The organism is Flavobacteriales bacterium (genome assembly GCA_025210295.1).
GTDB lineage: Bacteria > Bacteroidota > Bacteroidia > Flavobacteriales_D > Parvicellaceae > S010-51.
The window spans coordinates 161139-178111 of record JAOASC010000047.1 but is presented as its reverse complement, the minus strand read 5'-3'; the positions used below and the strand labels follow the sequence as shown (position 1 = coordinate 178111).

General features: G+C 34.3%; 15 protein-coding genes. 8 read left to right on the top strand and 7 right to left on the bottom strand.

Annotation, left to right across the window (positions count from 1 at the left end; genetic code table 11):
* The 7 genes from lpxB (at position 1) to N4A35_16155 (ending at position 6584) form a co-directional block, all read left to right on the top strand.
* Positions 1–1122, top strand: coding sequence for a lipid-A-disaccharide synthase (gene lpxB, locus N4A35_16185; protein MCT4582953.1), 1122 nt, complete (start codon positions 1–3; stop codon positions 1120–1122).
* 77 nt (positions 1123–1199) lie between these two features.
* The gene (locus N4A35_16180; protein MCT4582952.1) at positions 1200–2366 is read left to right on the top strand and encodes a SpoIID/LytB domain-containing protein; all 1167 of its coding nucleotides are present in this window, start codon (positions 1200–1202) and stop codon (positions 2364–2366) included.
* Between the two features lie 145 nt (positions 2367–2511).
* A complete protein-coding gene (locus N4A35_16175) occupies positions 2512–3441 on the top strand; it encodes a hypothetical protein (protein ID MCT4582951.1) in 930 nt (309 codons plus the stop codon).
* Between the two features lie 18 nt (positions 3442–3459).
* Positions 3460–4071 (top strand): hypothetical protein, encoded by a 612-nt coding sequence (locus tag N4A35_16170; protein MCT4582950.1) that lies wholly within the window; start codon positions 3460–3462, stop codon positions 4069–4071.
* A 71-nt stretch (positions 4072–4142) separates the two neighbouring features.
* Complete coding sequence (locus tag N4A35_16165) at positions 4143–5138, top strand: DHH family phosphoesterase (GenBank protein MCT4582949.1); 996 nt, start codon at positions 4143–4145, stop codon at positions 5136–5138.
* Between the two features lie 22 nt (positions 5139–5160).
* Positions 5161–5706 carry an FKBP-type peptidyl-prolyl cis-trans isomerase gene (locus tag N4A35_16160; protein ID MCT4582948.1) on the top strand — a complete coding sequence of 182 codons (546 nt, stop codon included), beginning with the start codon at positions 5161–5163 and terminating at the stop codon, positions 5704–5706.
* Entirely contained in the window at positions 5703–6584 is an 882-nt protein-coding gene (locus N4A35_16155) for an FKBP-type peptidyl-prolyl cis-trans isomerase (protein ID MCT4582947.1), read from the top strand. Before N4A35_16160 ends, N4A35_16155 begins: the two co-directional genes overlap by 4 nt.
* 4 nt (positions 6585–6588) lie before the next feature.
* Here N4A35_16155 and N4A35_16150 read toward each other — a convergent pair whose 3' ends face one another.
* The 7 genes from N4A35_16150 to N4A35_16120 all read right to left on the bottom strand — a co-directional run bounded on the left by N4A35_16150 (position 6589) and on the right by N4A35_16120 (position 12413).
* Positions 6589–6819: a hypothetical protein gene (locus N4A35_16150; GenBank protein MCT4582946.1), complete on the bottom strand. Its 231-nt coding sequence runs from the start codon at positions 6817–6819 to the stop codon at positions 6589–6591.
* Positions 6812–7222 (bottom strand): hypothetical protein, encoded by a 411-nt coding sequence (locus N4A35_16145; GenBank protein MCT4582945.1) that lies wholly within the window; start codon positions 7220–7222, stop codon positions 6812–6814. The genes N4A35_16150 and N4A35_16145 overlap by 8 nt, the downstream gene beginning before the upstream one ends.
* A gap of 11 nt (positions 7223–7233) precedes the next feature.
* Entirely contained in the window at positions 7234–7767 is a 534-nt protein-coding gene (locus N4A35_16140) for a sigma-70 family RNA polymerase sigma factor (GenBank protein MCT4582944.1), read from the bottom strand.
* 159 nt (positions 7768–7926) lie between these two features.
* The gene (gene ygiD, locus N4A35_16135; GenBank protein ID MCT4582943.1) at positions 7927–8811 is read right to left on the bottom strand and encodes a 4,5-DOPA dioxygenase extradiol; all 885 of its coding nucleotides are present in this window, start codon (positions 8809–8811) and stop codon (positions 7927–7929) included.
* Positions 8812–8838: 27 nt separating this feature from the next.
* Positions 8839–9345: an NAD(P)H-dependent oxidoreductase gene (locus tag N4A35_16130; GenBank protein ID MCT4582942.1), complete on the bottom strand. Its 507-nt coding sequence runs from the start codon at positions 9343–9345 to the stop codon at positions 8839–8841.
* A gap of 81 nt (positions 9346–9426) precedes the next feature.
* Positions 9427–10491 carry a CoA transferase gene (locus N4A35_16125; GenBank protein ID MCT4582941.1) on the bottom strand — a complete coding sequence of 355 codons (1065 nt, stop codon included), beginning with the start codon at positions 10489–10491 and terminating at the stop codon, positions 9427–9429.
* 56 nt (positions 10492–10547) lie between these two features.
* Positions 10548–12413, bottom strand: coding sequence for a radical SAM protein (locus N4A35_16120; GenBank protein ID MCT4582940.1), 1866 nt, complete (start codon positions 12411–12413; stop codon positions 10548–10550).
* A gap of 99 nt (positions 12414–12512) precedes the next feature.
* Here N4A35_16120 and N4A35_16115 point away from each other — a divergent pair, with 99 nt between their 5' ends.
* Positions 12513–16895, top strand: a complete 4383-nt coding sequence (locus tag N4A35_16115; GenBank protein ID MCT4582939.1) for a S8 family serine peptidase — start codon at positions 12513–12515, stop codon at positions 16893–16895.
* Positions 16896–16973 lie beyond the last annotated feature (78 nt).

Genomic DNA, 16973 nt, shown 5'->3' with positions numbered 1-16973 from the left:
ATGAAGTTTTTTATAGTTTCTGGGGAAGCTTCTGGCGATTTGCATGGAGCCAATTTAGTGAAAGAAATAAAAAAACTTTCACCTGATTCAACTTTTACAGGGTGGGGAGGAGACTTAATGGCAGCGCAAGGAGTGACCATCAAAAAACATTATAAAGAATTGGCATTCATGGGGTTTTTAGAAGTGGTTAAAAATATTCGAACCATTTTTAAAAATATTAAATTGTGTAAACAACAAATTATTGAGGAACAACCTGATGCCATTATTTTTGTGGATTATCCAGGATTTAATTTAAGAATCGCAAAGTTTGCAAAAGCCAAAGGTTTTAAGACCCTATATTATATCTCACCTACAGTTTGGGCTTGGAAAGAGAAACGTATAGAAAAGATAAAAAGAGATGTGGACCGACTGTTTGTTATTCTTCCTTTTGAACAAGAATTTTATAAAGAACGAGGTTGTGAGGTGGAGTTTGTAGGACATCCATTAATTGATGCGATAGAAGATTTTCGTGAAAACAAAGCTCTACTCTCTAATGATTTCTATAAAAAATATCACCTAAATCAACAGCAAATAATAGCACTTTTGCCGGGGAGTAGAAAGCAAGAAATTACCAAAAAACTACCCATAATGATGGCCGTAGCTCATCACTATAAGGATTATCAATTTGTAATTGCGGGAGCCCCAGGCTTAGAAAAAAGTTTCTATGAATCTGTAATTGGGGAACATGAGATAAAAATTATCTTCAATGATACCTATAATTTACTAAACAATGCCCATGCAGCATTGGTAACTTCTGGTACTGCAACTTTAGAAACAGCACTGTTTAATGTACCTCAAGTTGTATGTTATCAAACCAGTTCAATTTCCTATCATATCGCTAAACGATTAGTGAATATTCAATACATTTCATTAGTAAATTTAATCCTTAATCGCGAAGTTGTTAAAGAGTTAATTCAAGGCGAATTAAATGAAGAGCAATTAGGCATAGCTTTTGAAGCGATTCTAAAAGGAGATTTTCGAGAACAACAACTCCAAGCGTATCAAAAGTTAACCGCTTTGTGTGGAGGAGTTGGGGCTTCAAAAAATGCGGCTAAAGGAATGCTGAAAGTTGCAAAAGGCTAAATTCAAAAAACACTTGTTAAGAATTTGTTAAAGAAGCGTTTATCTGTTTAGAATATAAAGTTTAGTTTTGCTTGCCAATGAAATTTTTAACTGTAATCATAATACTGTTTCTGTTTGTTTCTAATAGTTATGCTGAAGAAGTATTGGCTGTTGGTATCTATAGAAATATAACTATAAAAAGAGCTGTGTTTTCACATGAGGGGTTTGATTATCAGCTAGTAGCCGATGATACAATTCCAGTTCAATTAGTCTCAGAAACAGACAAAATAGTGATTTCAAGGTTAGGAGATCAAGTTAAAATAGCTCAAAATGATATCGCTATTGGGGTGTACAATAAAATTAGTTTTTACCGTACTCACCCTAAAGGATATTTTAGGATACAAACAATGAGTCCGTCTACAAAACGACGTATTTATTATGGAAACTTAGAAGTAAAAGTGATTAATGGAATATTTACTTTTATTAATCACGTTCCACTAGAGCAATATTTAATTGGAGTATTAGAGTCAGAATCTGGAAACTATCAATCAAAAGAATATTACAAAGTACAAGCAATTATTAGTAGAACCTATGCTTTAAAACATAAAAATAAATTTTTGCACGAGGGATTTATGTTGACAGATTTGGTAAATTGCCAGGTGTATTTTGGTAAGTTTTATCAGAATCCCAAAATGGAAGAAGCAATTGCAGAAACTAAAGGGTTAGTTTTGGTCGATTCCGAAATGAAGTATATTACGGCTGCATTTTACAGTAATAGTGGGGGGCAAACAGAAAATAGTGAGAATGTATGGAATAAACCTGTAAGCTATTTAAGAAGTAAAAAAGATCCCTTTTCCGTAGGAAAAAATAATTACAGGTGGTCCAAAACGATTAATAAAAAGAAGTGGTTAAGCTACCTTAAAGAAAAATATGAATATCCGATTGAAGATTCTATTGCAAGAGAAAAAGTGACGCATTTCAATCAAAAAAATAGAAAAAAATACCTAGCAGGTTGGGAGTCGCATATTTTGTTAACAGATATAAGAAAAGACTGGAGGCTAAAAAGTACCTATTTTTCAATTCTAGATCAAGGGGAGAACATTGTATTAAAAGGACATGGATTCGGACATGGAGTTGGGTTGTCGCAAGAAGGAGCCATGAATATGGTGGATTTAGGTTATAGTTATACCGATGTCTTGCATTTTTATTATACTAATGTCTACCTGATTGATGATGATAGAAGATTGTATTATTTACTAGATTAAATGGTGTTGGTTGTTAACTTTTATGTTTAACTTTAAACAACTTAGCTGGCAGAAAAGAAATATTTTTATACATTTGATAAACCAGAATCTATAGGTTAGAAAAAATCATTATCTATAGTTGAATTGTTAGAATAACAAGATGAAAATGAAAAATTTAAATGTAATAGCATTTTTAATGCTTGGAGGAACTTTAGTAACAACTAGTTGTACTGAGGAAAAAACATCAGAAGATGTTAAACAGGTAAAAAAAGTAGAAAAAGAAGTGACGCATGAAGAGCCTCAAGGTATTGATGTGGCAACATTGGATATAGATACCGATATTGAGTATAAAGTTCCTACTCCTAACGAATTATTTGAGGTGATTAAAGAAGCAAACATTCAATTTGATGCTTCTGTTTTAAACAATATCAATAACATTAGTAAATACGATAATCAAAAGTCTCAAGCTTTAAACTTTGGAGCCTATTCAGCAGACCTTGCCTTTATTGCAAACAATGAAGTAGGAACTGAAGCCTTAAAATATTTTAAAACAATTAGACAACTAAGTACTGAACTAAATGTTGAAAATGCTTTTGATGGGACAGTATTCAAAAGAATTGAAGAAAATATTTCAAAGGATAATCAAGATTCATTGTTGTTTTTGTCTAACGAAACATATTATAAAGCGTTTAATTACCTAGAAGATAATGGTAGAGAAAAAATCTTAGCTTATATTGTTTTAGGAGGTTGGCTAGAAAGTATGTCAATTTTAACTGAGCTAGGAGAGTATAAAGAAGATGGGATTTTGGCTGAAAAAATAGGCGATCAGAAATTGACTTTAGAAAACATTATGGGGTTAATGATGTCTATTGATGATGAAGAAATTCAGGAAACAATGGGAGAATTAGCAGAACTAGAAGAAGTTTATATGAATTTAGAACAAGTTGAGGGGGGAGAAGCAGAAACAACTCAACAAGAAGATGGTAAATTTATGTTTTCAGGAGGAGCTCAAACAGTCGTTTCAAAAGAAGACTTTGAAAAAATAAAAAGTCTCGTTGCTGATTTGAGAGCGCAAGTAATTGATGCTAGTTTATAATTAAAAACAATTGAATTGATGATGAAAAATTTAGTAAAAAATAGTTTATTCGTAATGACATTAGTATTACCCTTTATAGCTAATGCTCAAGAAGAATGTCGAGGAATTCAACGTTTTTGTGATCCATCACATAAAAAAACAGGAATGGTCTATAACGGGCAGTCTGTTTTTGGGGCTTTTGCTCAAGGAGATACAGCAGAAGTTAGTATTGTCGTTTACAAAGGAATGGATTATAGAATTGCACTTTGCTCTGGTGATGAGGTTTTAGATGGTAAAATTGAATTTAAGATTGTTGAAATGGTTTCAAAACCATATTGGGAAGAAAGTAAAACCCTTGAGACCGTTGAAGAATTTGATGCAGCCTCAAATACTACAGTAAAGAAACAAGTAGAAAAAGTGACTAGAAAAAGAATTTATGGTAAGGTGGAAACTGTGCGTTATGATAATACAAAGTATGATACTAGTCCAGAATTTTCTTTTACATCTGATAAAACTAGAAAATTAATTGTTAAGGTATATATTCCTGAATTAGGTGAAGATGTATCTAATGGTTTAGAAGAAGATGCAATGAGTTGTATTGGAATGTTAATAGAACATAAACAAGCTCAAAAGACAGGTTTTAGAAGATAGAATTATAGATTAACTCAATGATAAAACCCTATTCATTCAATTGTGAATAGGGTTTTTTATTCCAACTAAGCATGAATATTTACGAAAAATTAGCAGAACAGAAACAACAAATTATTATTACCTCACACCGATCTCCAGACGGAGATGCAATCGGCTCTTCATTGGCTTTATACCATTATTTAGTTAAAAAAGGGCATGATGTACAAGTGGTAGTACCTGATGCGTTTCCTGATTTTATAGCGTGGTTACCAGGTACTGATCGTATTTTGGTATATGATGACCAGAAAGATAAAGTGGAAACAGCTATAGCAAATGCCACCATCGTTTTTTGTTTGGATTATAATGACCTAAGTAGAATAGGGGAACTAGCTACTGTTGTTGAACAGTCGAATGCTTATAAAGCCATGATAGACCATCATTTAAACCCAAGTGATTTTTGTGACTGGATGCACTCGGATACTGCGTCATGTTCAACAGCACAAATGGTCTATGAGTTTATAGAAAACCAAGGTGATTTAGAGCTTATAGATCCTTCAATTGCAGAAAATATCTATTGTGGTATTGTTACAGATAGTGGGTCGTTTAGATTTCCATCTGTTCAAGCTAAAACACACCTAATTGCAGCTGATTTAATTAATAGAGGGCTAATGCATGCTAGTGTACATGAGCGTTTGTTTGATACTAATACCCTAAACAGATTACATTTACTAGGGTTTTCATTAAATGAAAAATTAAGAGTAATGGAAGATGTGCCTGTTGCTCTGATTGATTTATCATTAGAAGAAGCTCAACGTTTTGATGTTCAGAAAGGAGATACTGAAGGATTAGTTAATTTTGCATTGTCGGTAGAAGGTGTGCAAATGGCAGCATTTATTAGAGAAGATACCGAAAAAGTAAAAATGTCTTTTAGATCTAAGGGGGATGTTCCTGTAAATGAGTTTTCAAACACCTATTTTAATGGAGGTGGACATAAAAATGCTGCAGGAGGAATGTGTAAAGAATCGTTGGCGAAAACGCTGGAACTTTTTAATGAAAATGTACGTACATTCTTTAAAGAAATAGGATAGGTTTATTTTGAAAAAAAATACCATGAGGAACTTTATTTTTTATTGGTGCATAGGGTTGGGATTTGTAATGTGCAAATCCAATAAATCTAATGATATTCCTATGCCAGAAGATTTTAATCAACCACCAAAAATTACCACAAAAGAATCTACAACGATTAGTCGCTTTTGGACTAAAGATGAAGCCTACAAAATAAAACGTTTTGTTGAAAGGAATCAATGGGATGCTATTGTTTCTGAGACTGGTTTATACTGTTATATTTACGCTAAAAATGCAGATGGAAAGCAAGCTAAAAGAGGAGATGTGGCAGTTGTAAATTTTAAGGTTCGTCTATTGGATGCCGATACTACCTTATGTTATGCCTCTCAAAAAGGAGCCCCTCAGGATATTTTAATCGAAATGGATAATGTTGAATCAGGCTTGCATGAGGCGTTAACTTACCTCAGAGAAGGAGAGTCAGCTTATGTTATTTTACCACACTATTTAGCACATGGTTTAGTAGGAGATTTGGATAGAATTCCGCCTCTATCCCCTGTGTTGTACGATATAGAATTGATAGAACTAAAATGAAAAAGATAGGGTTTTATATCGTTTTATTTTTACTGGGAAGTTGTGGGAGTGAAACGCCCGAGTTTTATGCAACTGAACATGGATTAAAGTATAAATATCATGACATTAATAGTGATGAAATAACACCTAAACGTGGCGATTATTTGACCGTTTATATGCAGTGGAAAACGTTAACAGATTCTGTTTTTTACGATTCAAGGACTATTTCTCCTTCAGGAAAAGATGTTATAATGCTAGGTAAGGCTAAACACCTTGGAGGTATTGAAGAAGGTTTCGCTAAATTACAACAAGGTGATAGCGTATCGTTTTATATCAATCCTCAACGTTTTTATCAAGATTATTTAGCACTTCAAGAAGTCCCTCAGTTTCTAAAGGGAGAAGAAGAGATGGTCATAACATTAAGGTTGTTAGCAATCGAATCAGAAAAGGCTTATCTACAAAAAATAGAAGAACAAAAAGAAGTATTAGAATTACAGGAGTTAAAGGAAGTTAATCGTGTAGTGGAGCAATGGAATGCCAAGTATGATTCTGTAATAGAGATAGACGGTTCTTACATGGTCTTGGCAGAACCTTTGGATAGTACAAAATTGGTTTATGGCTCAGTTATACAGCTCAATTATGAAGCTTCATTTATTAATGGAGTAACATTCTATAGTACTTATAAAAATGGTTTTCCAGATGAGTTTCAACTCGGAAAAGAGGGACAAATGGTAGAAGGGCTGAGTAATGCACTATCAAAAATGTACTACAACCAAAAAGCCAAGGTGTTGGTCCCCTCCTATAAAGGCTTTGGAAGTGAGGGGTCGCCAGGAAAGGTTATTCCACCTTTTACACCAATTATTTATGATATTTCTGTACTTCCTCTGACCATAAAATAAAGGTTTAGCTTTCTAATGGTTCACCATAAAAACCACAAACTTTGACTAATTGAATAATGTCGTCTTCACTTAAGTTTTTGTGATGCTCTACCCTTAATACATTGTCAATGTCTTCCAAATCAACAGTCCATTTAAAGATGTCATTATGATTGTTAAAGATGGGTTGAACAATTTTTAGTTTCTTTCTAGATTTAATATCAGTTTTTAATATCGAAAGTTGAGGCGTATTATTCATGTGTTGTTTCGTTATCAGTTTCCGAAAAATTTTCTTTGTTCAGGTATTCTTGGTAAGCTTGTTCACCTTCTTCTTTCCAGAATTTGTCGTATAGCTCCCATTTAGAAAAGTCACTTTTCTTTTTATGTTTTTTACTTTTACACGAGTCATCATTAGAGCTGCTAGAATCACCACTACCAAATCCACCAAAAAGAAGTTTTGAAAGAATAAATAATCCTACAGCTTGCCAATAATTAATGGTTGTTAACCCAAATAACTCTGGCATTAACCAATTCCATAACCACATAATGATGTAGCCGAATAAAATAGCTAAACCTGTAACAGCCACAATTCCAACAATAATCCATCCAGCAATGACAGCTGGAGATTTTGAACGCATTTTGTGTTTGAAAAAATTAGACATAATTTTAAGTTTTAAATGTTAATATTCTTTTTTAATTGTTTGTTTAATATCGAAAGGGCACGATGTCTTCTCGATAATAGAGTCCCCTCAGGAACGTTAGTAATCTTTGAGAGTTCTTTATAAGTGTAACCCTCAAAATCAATCGCTATAATGATGCTTTTATAATGTGGCTTTAAATTGGCAATACAATGTATTAACTCGTTTTTTATCGCAACAGAATAACTATTGTCTGATTCTCCATAGAAAAGGTCAATAAATTCAATGAGTTTTTGTTCATTTTCGTTTTGTATTTGCCTTTCATTTTTTTTAGCGCGTAAAATGTCTACAATCTTATTCCGAATAGAATTATAAACAAACCCCGCAACATTATTAATCGGAGAGATATCATTTGAACGAGAAAATAGTTTTAAGGCAACATCTTGGATAATATCTTCAGCATCTCTTTCAGATGAATCGGCAATTTTAGAGTGTACGTATGACTTTAACTGATCGTACTCACTTCCGAAAAATGCACCTAATTTTTTATTATTCTCTAATTCTGACATTTAAAAAAAGCATTGCTTTAATTACGCTTCATTAATAAAGACGTAACTTTTTTCTTTTATTGCATTTTTTTTTGAAAAAAATTAAAAAATGAATTTTAATGTAAGAATAGGGGGAGCTAAATCGTTTTTAAGTGTATCAATCCATAGACAGAAAAGCTGCTATCCTATTTTTAATGAAGTCATCGTTAAAGAACCAGCTATAGCTTGATCATTAAAAATAGTTACCTGTTCATGAGCTTCTTGTAATGCAAGGGTGTATAGTAATGGAAGATAATGTTCTGGAGTAGGAATAGCTAGTTGAAAAGCTTTTCCTTGTTGGTTAAAGTTAATGAGGGCATCGTGGTTTTTGTCGAGAATCCATTGGTTGACCTTGGACTGTACTTCTAAAGCCCAGTCATAGCCGTAAGGTTGGTCTAATTTATTCCAAGCAACTTGTCTGAGGTTATGAACAATGTTACCGCTACCAACAATTAAAATGCCTTTTGATCGCAATTGGTTAAGCGCTTTAGCAATAGCATAATGTTCTTTGGCTGATTTACGATGATCTAAACTCATTTGAATAACAGGAATATTAGCCTTGGGATAAAGGTGTTTAATTACAGACCAAGCACCATGGTCTAGCCCCCAACTCTCATCTAAAATAATTTTTTCTGATTGAATAATCTGTTGAGTTTGTTGGGCTAATTCTGGACTTCCTGGTGCTGGATATTGTACTTCAAATAATTCTTGAGGGAAACCTCCAAAATCGTGAATCGTTCTAGGACTTTGCATCGCGGTAACCTGAGTTCCACGCGTTTCCCAATGTGCAGAAATACATAAAATGGCTTTAGGAGTTTCAAATGTTGTTGAAATTTTCCTAAAGCCTTTTACAAATTCATTTTCTTCTATCGCGTTCATAGGACTACCATGGCCTAAGAATAGAACTGGTGTTTTTGGGGTAGGAGGAAGAACCTCGGATATTTTTGAGAGTTGTTTTAAGTTCATGGCTAATCCAGTTACAGGAATACTTGCTAAAAGTTGATAGATAAATGCTTTACGATTCATAACACAATAAAAATAGTGGGATAAACTTTATAATAAAGCCGCTTTTATTTGTTCGAGAATAGATGTGTCGTTAATTTTTCCATCTTCAAATACTTGATAAAAATTACCAATACTTAAGGTGTTTTTAATAGTTGCCCCAAAATAAGGAAGCGTTTTCTCAGCTGTTGCTAATGCAGAAGCAGCCCCTCCTGGTCCAGGTGAACTACTGAATAAAATGATTTCTTTCCCTTTTAAAAAATCACGATCGTTTCTGGATAACCAATCAATAATGTTTTTAAAAAATGCAGTTAAGTTTCCATTGTGTTCAGCAACAGAAATGATCAGCCTGTCGGCAGTGGCTATTTTTTCATTTAATGCAACAATTCCCGACGGAATTCCACTTGCTTCTTCAAGGTCAGCAGAATAGATTGGAGCTTCATAATCGGTTAATTTAATTGTAGTGGTATTGGCTGTTAATGAAGCAACATAAGTTACGATTTGATGATTGATCGATTTTGAACTATTACTTCCTGCAAATGCTATTGTACTTTTCATAAGTCTTTGTTTTTAATGTTTATACAAAGTTCAGAAATAGAAAATGAAAAATACTTAAGCTAAATTAAGAAATGAAAAGTATTATTCTGAGATGTTGAAAGCTATCGTTTTTACACGTTTTGTATTTTGGTTACCAACTTGCTCCTCAAGAATCATTTTTTGAGCAATAGGAGTTTCAAAAACTTCTTGCATGTTACGTACAGCTCCCATTGGAATACCATTTTTAATACAAGCTTCAATCAATTCATCTCGATTATAGTTAATAATTAGATCAGCTAATGCAGCTTTAAGTAAAGACCGGTTTTTAACTCTAGCCTCGTTAGTGAGAAATATCGCTTTATTAGAAAGTTCTTCGCTTCCTAATAATTTGCAAAACTTTTGAAATTGAGCATCCGAACCAATAGCAAGAACCAATTCTTTGTTATCTTTTGTTTGAAATACATCTCCATAAGGCGCTATGTTGGGATGAAGAGATCCCATGCGTTGAGGTATTTTCTTGTTCATGAGCCAGTTGGTTGCTTGATTTGCCAAAGAGCTAATAGCAGCTTCTTCTAATGAGGATTCAACATAAGCTCCTTTACCTGTAGTTGCTTTATTAATTAATGCAACTAAGATTCCTTCTTTAAGCTGATGAGCAGCCAAAATATCCATTAAAGCCAGTGGCATTTTAGTAGGAGGGGAGTCCGCTTGTCCGTTCATATACATATAACCGCATTCAGCTTGTAGAACAACATCAAACGCAACTCGTTCAGGAGTAGATTCAAAGCCGTTAAGTTGGGCATAAATAATAGAGGGGTTTAATGCTTTGATTGAAGCGTAGTCTAAATTAAATTTAGCAGCAGCGCCTTGTTTAAAATTACAGATTACAAGATCAGCATCCATTAACAATTGTAACACGGTATTGTAATCTTCATCATTACTGTAATCAATAAAAAGGTGTTGCTTCCCCCAATTAATACTAGAAAAATATGCAGAAACAGCATCTTTTTGTTCGTTGGGAAGTTTCCAGTTTCTTGTTACATCACCATTGGTTCTTTTGTTTTCAATCTTGATTACTTGAGCTCCTAACTCAGCAAAAAACATTCCTACAGATGGACCAGCTAACACACTGGCTAATTCGATGACCTTAAGATTGGTGAAATTCATAGTAACAATTTTTAAACGAAGTTAATAAAGGTCTTGGATTAAATTATTGAATAAAATCAGTTTTCGAAAGTTAGAGCAGTTTCGATGAGATGCTCTGGAACAGTAGTTACTGGAATTTCAAAAGCAAACCACGCTTGTAATTCCTCCTCCAAACCTAAACCATTTAGATAGTTGTTGAGTGCTAAATTTAAGCCCTCAGTAAAGTCAGTATGTTCAGTTCCAAGAGGATCTAGGTGTGTTAAATCATTCTCTGCAAATCCCTGAAATTGAGGTCCCGTTATTTGTATTTCATAAGCTTCAGGGTTTTGACCAATAGGACTGTGTATCGTTGTTGAAAACTGGTGCCAAAAAGCCGAGTGAATACACCCGTTAATAAATAATTGGCGAACAACCTCAAGTGAATCAATGGTTTCTTGTTCAGTTTCCGTAGGGAATCCATACATTAAATAAGCATGGACCATAATATTTGCATTGGCAAAACTATTCGTAACACGAGCAACTTGAGCAATATCTACTCCTTTTTTCATTTTTGCTAACAGGCGGTCTGATGCTACTTCTAATCCTCCTGTAACAGCAATACATCCTGATTTTGCTAAGAGTTGACAAAGTTCAGGTGTAAATGTTTTTTCAAATCGAATGTTGGTCCACCAAGTAATGTATACTTTTCGCTCAATTAATCGATTCGCAAGTGCTTTTAACATTTTGGGAGGTGCAGCCTCATCAACAAAATGAAAACCAGTAACGCCTGTTTCCTTAATGATAGCTTCTATTTTATTGACTAAGTCATCTGCTGTGGTGTTTTGATAATTTCCAATATAGTCTAATGTGACATCACAAAAAGAACATTGTTTCCAGTAACACCCATGAGCTATGGTCAATTTATTCCATCTCCCATCACTCCATAAACGATGCATAGGATTCATTACATCTAGAAAAGATAAATAGAGGTGATGTTTTAGTCCCTCGTAACTTGGCGCAGGAAGGTTTTTATGGTGAAATATAGTGTTAGGGATGTGGTTTTGGTATACAACTTCGTTTTTATGTAATAAAAAGGTGCGTTCAAGTTGTTCTTTGGGGATAGAACCGTTAAGGTGTTCAACCAATCTTAGTAAAGGCGCCTCACCATCATCTAATGTAATATAATCTACATAGTTAAAGACCCTTACATCTGATAATGAACGTAATTCGGTATTACAATATCCTCCTCCAAAAGCTATTTTAGTTTTGGGAAAGTATTGTTTAATGAATTGCCCACAACGCAATGCTGCAAAGAGGTTACCAGGGAAAGGAATAGAAAAACAAACTAAGTCTGGAGAGTATGTCTCTAGTTTTTCTGCTAAAAGTTTTAGTAATTCGTTTTCAATGATAGTTGTTTCATAAGAAAGGTATTCGTCGAGTTCATCAAAGCTACTTGCCGAAGATGATATACGTTCAGCATATCGTGTAAACGAAAAAAACTCATCAATGTTGGCTTTAATAAAATCCCCTAATTCTTCAATAAATAAGGTGGCATAATGTTTAGCCTTATCAAGTATCCCAAGGTTCCCGAATGCCCAAGATAAGTCTTCTTCTAACTTTTCGAATCGATGAGCTCTCGGTAAAAAACTATCGTGTATGAGTTGGTATGCAGTTGTCGTTTCATGTGTTCTTAAGAAGTTTATAACCGTTTCAACTTTGTTGATGTATTCTGAACGTTGTTCCCAAACTTGAGGTAATAGAATTGGATGCTGCTGACCTGCTAGCTCAAAAATTTGTTCAATCGTTTTTTTTGAAAATATACGATCGAATAACTCAATACTTAAATCGCTTTGATGTGTGGGAATCCCCTTATGTTCTAAAAAACCTTTGAGGTAGCAAGTAGCGGGGTAACTTGTGTTAAGTTGCGTAAATGGTGGTGTAATTAAGAGAACATTTGTTGGCATAATACAAATGTACTGTTATAAATGAATTTGTTTAAAACTTTGTCGAAGATATTCAGGATTTCTTGTTATCTTGGAGGGATACTCCCTAATATTTTAACCATGAAAAATACTTATTTAATTTTTGTTGTCCTTTTGCAGTTAGGAGCCTATTATGCTCAAAATAACCAGGTTTATTTTAAAAGAGGAACCGTAACTTTTGAAGAAAATGGCCAACGTTTTATGGCCAAAAAAGACGTGGCAAAAGAAGAAGTTTTTGCTCAACGTTTCTATAAGTTTGTTCAGTTTTATAGTATTCCAACTCAAAAAGAAATCCAAGAATTGAAACAAAAAGGAGTGCGTTTATTGAGTTATATTCCATCCAACACCTACATTGCATCTTTTCCTGTGAAAATCAATTTAAACGATTTGAAAACTCAAAATATTCGTTCGATACAAACGATCAATGTGGTCGATAAAGTGGAGGAAAGCATTGCGTTGGAAAATTATCCTTCATGGGCAATTCAAGGTGATGTTGTAGAATTGGTGATTAAAACATATCCAGATATTGAACTGGATGACCTAAAAGAAGAATTGTTAGGTTTTGGAGTTAAATGTACTGGCGAAATGATCGCTAATAAAGCCGTTATAGGAAAAGTTCACCGCTCTATGGTTAAAGATTTAGCAAGATTGGGCTGTGTACAATATCTAGAGACAGTACAAGAATTAGGTGAACCAGAGTCTAATGACGGGAGAAACCTACACCGTTCCAACGCCATAGATGTTGATTTTTTAGGAGGGAGAAAATATAATGGAGAGGGCGTAAGTGTTGCAATAAATGACGATGGCTTTGTAGGCCCTCATATCGATTTTACAGGAAGAACCAATCAGTTGGATGTATTAGGCGACCTTACTGGAACACATGGAGATATGACTACAGGAATCATTGGAGGAGCTGGAAACCTAGACCCTTTAATGAAAGGAATGGCGACAGGTGCTTATATTCATGTAAGACAATATAGCTCAGCAATGGGAGGAACCATACCTCTTTATTTAGATAGCAATGTGTTGGTGTTTTCTTCATCGTATAGTAACGGTTGTAATGGAGGTTATACCGCAACAACAGAGTTAGTGGATAAAGAAATTTTTGATAATTACGCTTTAATGCAAGTGTTTTCTGGAGGGAATAGTAATAATAATGATTGCGGATATGGAGCTGGAACAAGTTGGGGAAATATTACAGGAGGACATAAAATCGGTAAAAATGTAATTGCAGTGGCAAATTTAGAAGCTGACGATAATATTAGAGCTTCTAGTAGTCGAGGTCCAGCTTCAGATGGAAGAATTAAGCCAGATATAGCTGCTCATGGAGCAGGACATATGTCAACAGATCCCAATAATACATATGCTGCTGGAGGAGGAACATCTGCGGCTGCCCCTGGAGTAGCAGGAGTTATGGCACAATTGCATCATGCTTATAGGGTGTTAAATGGAAACGTTGCACATTCAGGGTTATTAAAAGCTGCAATGTTGGTCACAGCAAATGATTTAGGAAATGAGGGACCAGACTTTATTTATGGATGGGGGAAAGTAAATGGTCTAAAAGCTTTAAAATTAATAGAAGAAAATAGATTCTTTAATGGCTCTATTTCACAAGGAGCAACTATAAATCATTCGATAACAATACCTAATAATATTAAAAGAGCTAGAGTAATGGTTTATTGGGTCGATAAAGAAGCTTCTACCACAGCAAGTCAAGCATTAGTCAATGATTTAGATTGTGCAGTTACTGATCCTAGTGGAGGTTCACATTTACCATGGGTATTAGATCACACTCCCAATCCAAGCTTATTAGCACTTCCTGCTACCAGAGGAGTCGATCACTTGAATAATATGGAAGAAATTGAAATTGTAAATCCTTTAGCGGGGAACTATACACTTTCGATCAATGGTACAACTATACCTTTTGGAACGCAAGATTATTTTGTTGTTTATGAATTTATTGAAGATGCGATTGATGTTATCTATCCAATTGGAGGAGAGGGATTAATTCCCAATACTTTAGAAAGAATACATTGGGATGCAGATGGAACTATGGGGAGTTTTTTAGTGGAGTATACAGAAGATAATGGGCTAACATGGAATACCATTCAAAGCAATGTTTCTGGAAGTAGTCGTTTTATTAATTGGACTGTTCCGAATACACTAACAGGGCAAGCCAAAGTTCGAGTGTCAAGGGGAGGAAATGTAGGAGAAAGTATTCAAAATTTCACCATTATGAATCGACCTGATAACTTGTCTATAGATAGAATTTGCTATAGTTCTAATACCATTGAAGTTAGCTGGGATGCTGTTGTAGGAGCAACAAGTTACGATGTTTATTTGTTAGGAAATAAATACATGGACTCTGTAGGAAATACAGCAACATTAACGTATTCCATTCCAGTATTTGACGTCAATCAATCACATTGGGTATCTGTAAGAGCAAGAGGAAATAATGGAGCTGTAAGTTTACGACAAATAGCAATCGAACAAGTAGGGGCGAGTCAGGGAGGATGTCTTTTATCTTGTACAAGTGATCATGACATTGGGGTGAAGTCGATTCTATATCCAACTGAAGAGATGCATATCTGCGAGGATTCATTAAGTGTAAGTGTGCAAATAGAAGTTGAAAATTCAGGACTGCACAATGAAAATAATTTTCAGTTAAACTATCAATATGGTAATCAGCCAGTGGTTTCGATGAATTATACCAATAACTTAGCTGTAGGAAGTGTTTCAACAGTTACATTTCCAGCATTTTATATTAGCACGAGTAGTACACAGAATTTAAAAGTTTGGACCACGTTAAATACGGATAGTACATTTTGCAATGACACTTCCGCTATTGCAATTCAAATTAGCAATGCTTCTGCTAATCTGCCTTATTCAGAAGATTTTGAAAGTGGACTTTTTCCATCTGCTAATTTTTCCATCTCTAATTTTGATGGTGATAAAACATGGGAGAGTATAGAAGTTACAGGTGCTAATGGACAAAATACAAATGCAGCGTATGTTAATAATTATTCATACAATAATAGGGGAGAACGCGATGCCCTTAAATTGCCAGTACTCGATTTAACTTCATTCAATACGAATAACATAGTGAATTTAACATTTGATGTAGCGTATAGAACCTATAGTCCATCCTATTTTGACTCTTTAATTGTTGAAGTTTCTTCCGATTGTGGAATCACTTATACACCATTGTATTTAAAATCGGGTTCAACACTTTCTACAGGAGGAAGTTCAACAAGTTCATGGGAACCAACAAACGCCGGAGATTGGAGAGCAGAGCAAGTTAATTTAAGTGCTTACATTGGAGGTAAAGTATTTGTTAGGTTTATCAATAGCTGTGACTATGGACAAAATCTATATTTAGACAATATTAATATAACAGTTGTAGGACCTCCCGTGGCTGATTTTGCTTATTTAAGCGTGAATAGTTGTGCTAAAGAAGTCTTGTTTCAAGATCATTCAATAAGTTCTCCTACACAATGGTTTTGGGATTTTGGAGATGGAAATACATCAACTATGCAGCATCCTTCTCATAATTACGCAAGTACAGGAAGTTATACGGTAACATTAAATTCGACCAATAGCTTTGGAACAGGAACATATAGCCAAACAATAGTTATTGATGAGTCCATTTCAAATTTTCCGTTAAAAGAAGATTTTGAAGAAAATACTAATCATTCATTTTTGTCGAGAATAATCAATACAGATAATAATATAACCTGGGACTCAACTAATGTTGTAGGTTCAGATGGACAACTAACCAGTGCCGTTAAAGTAAACAACTATGCATACAATAATCAAGGAGAAGAAGATGTTTTAGAGTTTTATGATTTTAATTTTTCGTCTTTGCAGCATTTAGACAGTGCAGTATTGTATTTTGATGTTGCCTATCGCCAATACAGTAATGCATACTCTGATAGTATAAAAGTTCTGTTATCAACAGATTGTGGCCAGTCTTTTTCCACAGTGTATTACAAAGGAGGTACAGCTATTGCTAATGGAAGTGCTGTAACCAGTTCAGGTTGGGAACCACAAGTAGCTACTGATTGGATCACAGATTCTGTGCTGTTAACAACTCATAGCGCTGATACCCTTATTGTTAGAATAGTTAATATCACAGGATATGGACAACAATTGTTTTTGGATAATATTAATGTAAAAGCTTATGGAGGTTATACAGCAATTGAAGAACCATTGTTAGGGTCATTTAATTTTATGTTAGTCCCAAACCCTGCTCAAAATCAAGCTAAAATAATCTTTAATGAACGATTAAAAACAGCTGCCGAGGTTAGAATCTATAGTACAGAGGGGAGATTAATATTCAATGAGACTATGAGTAAAGGGGAGGAAATCAAAAGCATTGCGCTTGATCAGCTTTCTCCTGCCGTTTATTATGTACAAATTGATAATGAGAATAATAGACGAATTAAGAAGTTAATCGTTCAATAATTATCAATAGAAAAGTTCTCTCTCTATTGTTATTTAATAGGTGTACGTGAAAGGGGAAAAACAATTCAAGGAATACTT

What these genes read in the sequence shown, in the direction of transcription:
- N4A35_16170 (MCT4582950.1), top strand. Translation starts at nt 3,460, where the DNA reads ATGATGAAAAATTTAGTAAAAAATAGTTTATTCGTAATGACATTAGTA.
- N4A35_16180 (MCT4582952.1), top strand. Translation starts at nt 1,200, where the DNA reads ATGAAATTTTTAACTGTAATCATAATACTGTTTCTGTTTGTTTCTAAT.
- N4A35_16115 (MCT4582939.1), top strand. Translation starts at nt 12,513, where the DNA reads ATGAAAAATACTTATTTAATTTTTGTTGTCCTTTTGCAGTTAGGAGCC.
- ygiD (MCT4582943.1), bottom strand. Translation starts at nt 8,811, where the DNA reads ATGAATCGTAAAGCATTTATCTATCAACTTTTAGCAAGTATTCCTGTA.
- N4A35_16120 (MCT4582940.1), bottom strand. Translation starts at nt 12,413, where the DNA reads ATGCCAACAAATGTTCTCTTAATTACACCACCATTTACGCAACTTAAC.
- lpxB (MCT4582953.1), top strand. Translation starts at nt 1, where the DNA reads ATGAAGTTTTTTATAGTTTCTGGGGAAGCTTCTGGCGATTTGCATGGA.
- N4A35_16125 (MCT4582941.1), bottom strand. Translation starts at nt 10,491, where the DNA reads ATGAATTTCACCAATCTTAAGGTCATCGAATTAGCCAGTGTGTTAGCT.
- N4A35_16155 (MCT4582947.1), top strand. Translation starts at nt 5,703, where the DNA reads ATGAAAAAGATAGGGTTTTATATCGTTTTATTTTTACTGGGAAGTTGT.
- N4A35_16130 (MCT4582942.1), bottom strand. Translation starts at nt 9,345, where the DNA reads ATGAAAAGTACAATAGCATTTGCAGGAAGTAATAGTTCAAAATCGATC.
- N4A35_16165 (MCT4582949.1), top strand. Translation starts at nt 4,143, where the DNA reads ATGAATATTTACGAAAAATTAGCAGAACAGAAACAACAAATTATTATT.
- N4A35_16145 (MCT4582945.1), bottom strand. Translation starts at nt 7,222, where the DNA reads ATGTCTAATTTTTTCAAACACAAAATGCGTTCAAAATCTCCAGCTGTC.
- N4A35_16150 (MCT4582946.1), bottom strand. Translation starts at nt 6,819, where the DNA reads ATGAATAATACGCCTCAACTTTCGATATTAAAAACTGATATTAAATCT.
- N4A35_16140 (MCT4582944.1), bottom strand. Translation starts at nt 7,767, where the DNA reads ATGTCAGAATTAGAGAATAATAAAAAATTAGGTGCATTTTTCGGAAGT.
- N4A35_16175 (MCT4582951.1), top strand. Translation starts at nt 2,512, where the DNA reads ATGAAAAATTTAAATGTAATAGCATTTTTAATGCTTGGAGGAACTTTA.
- N4A35_16160 (MCT4582948.1), top strand. Translation starts at nt 5,161, where the DNA reads ATGAGGAACTTTATTTTTTATTGGTGCATAGGGTTGGGATTTGTAATG.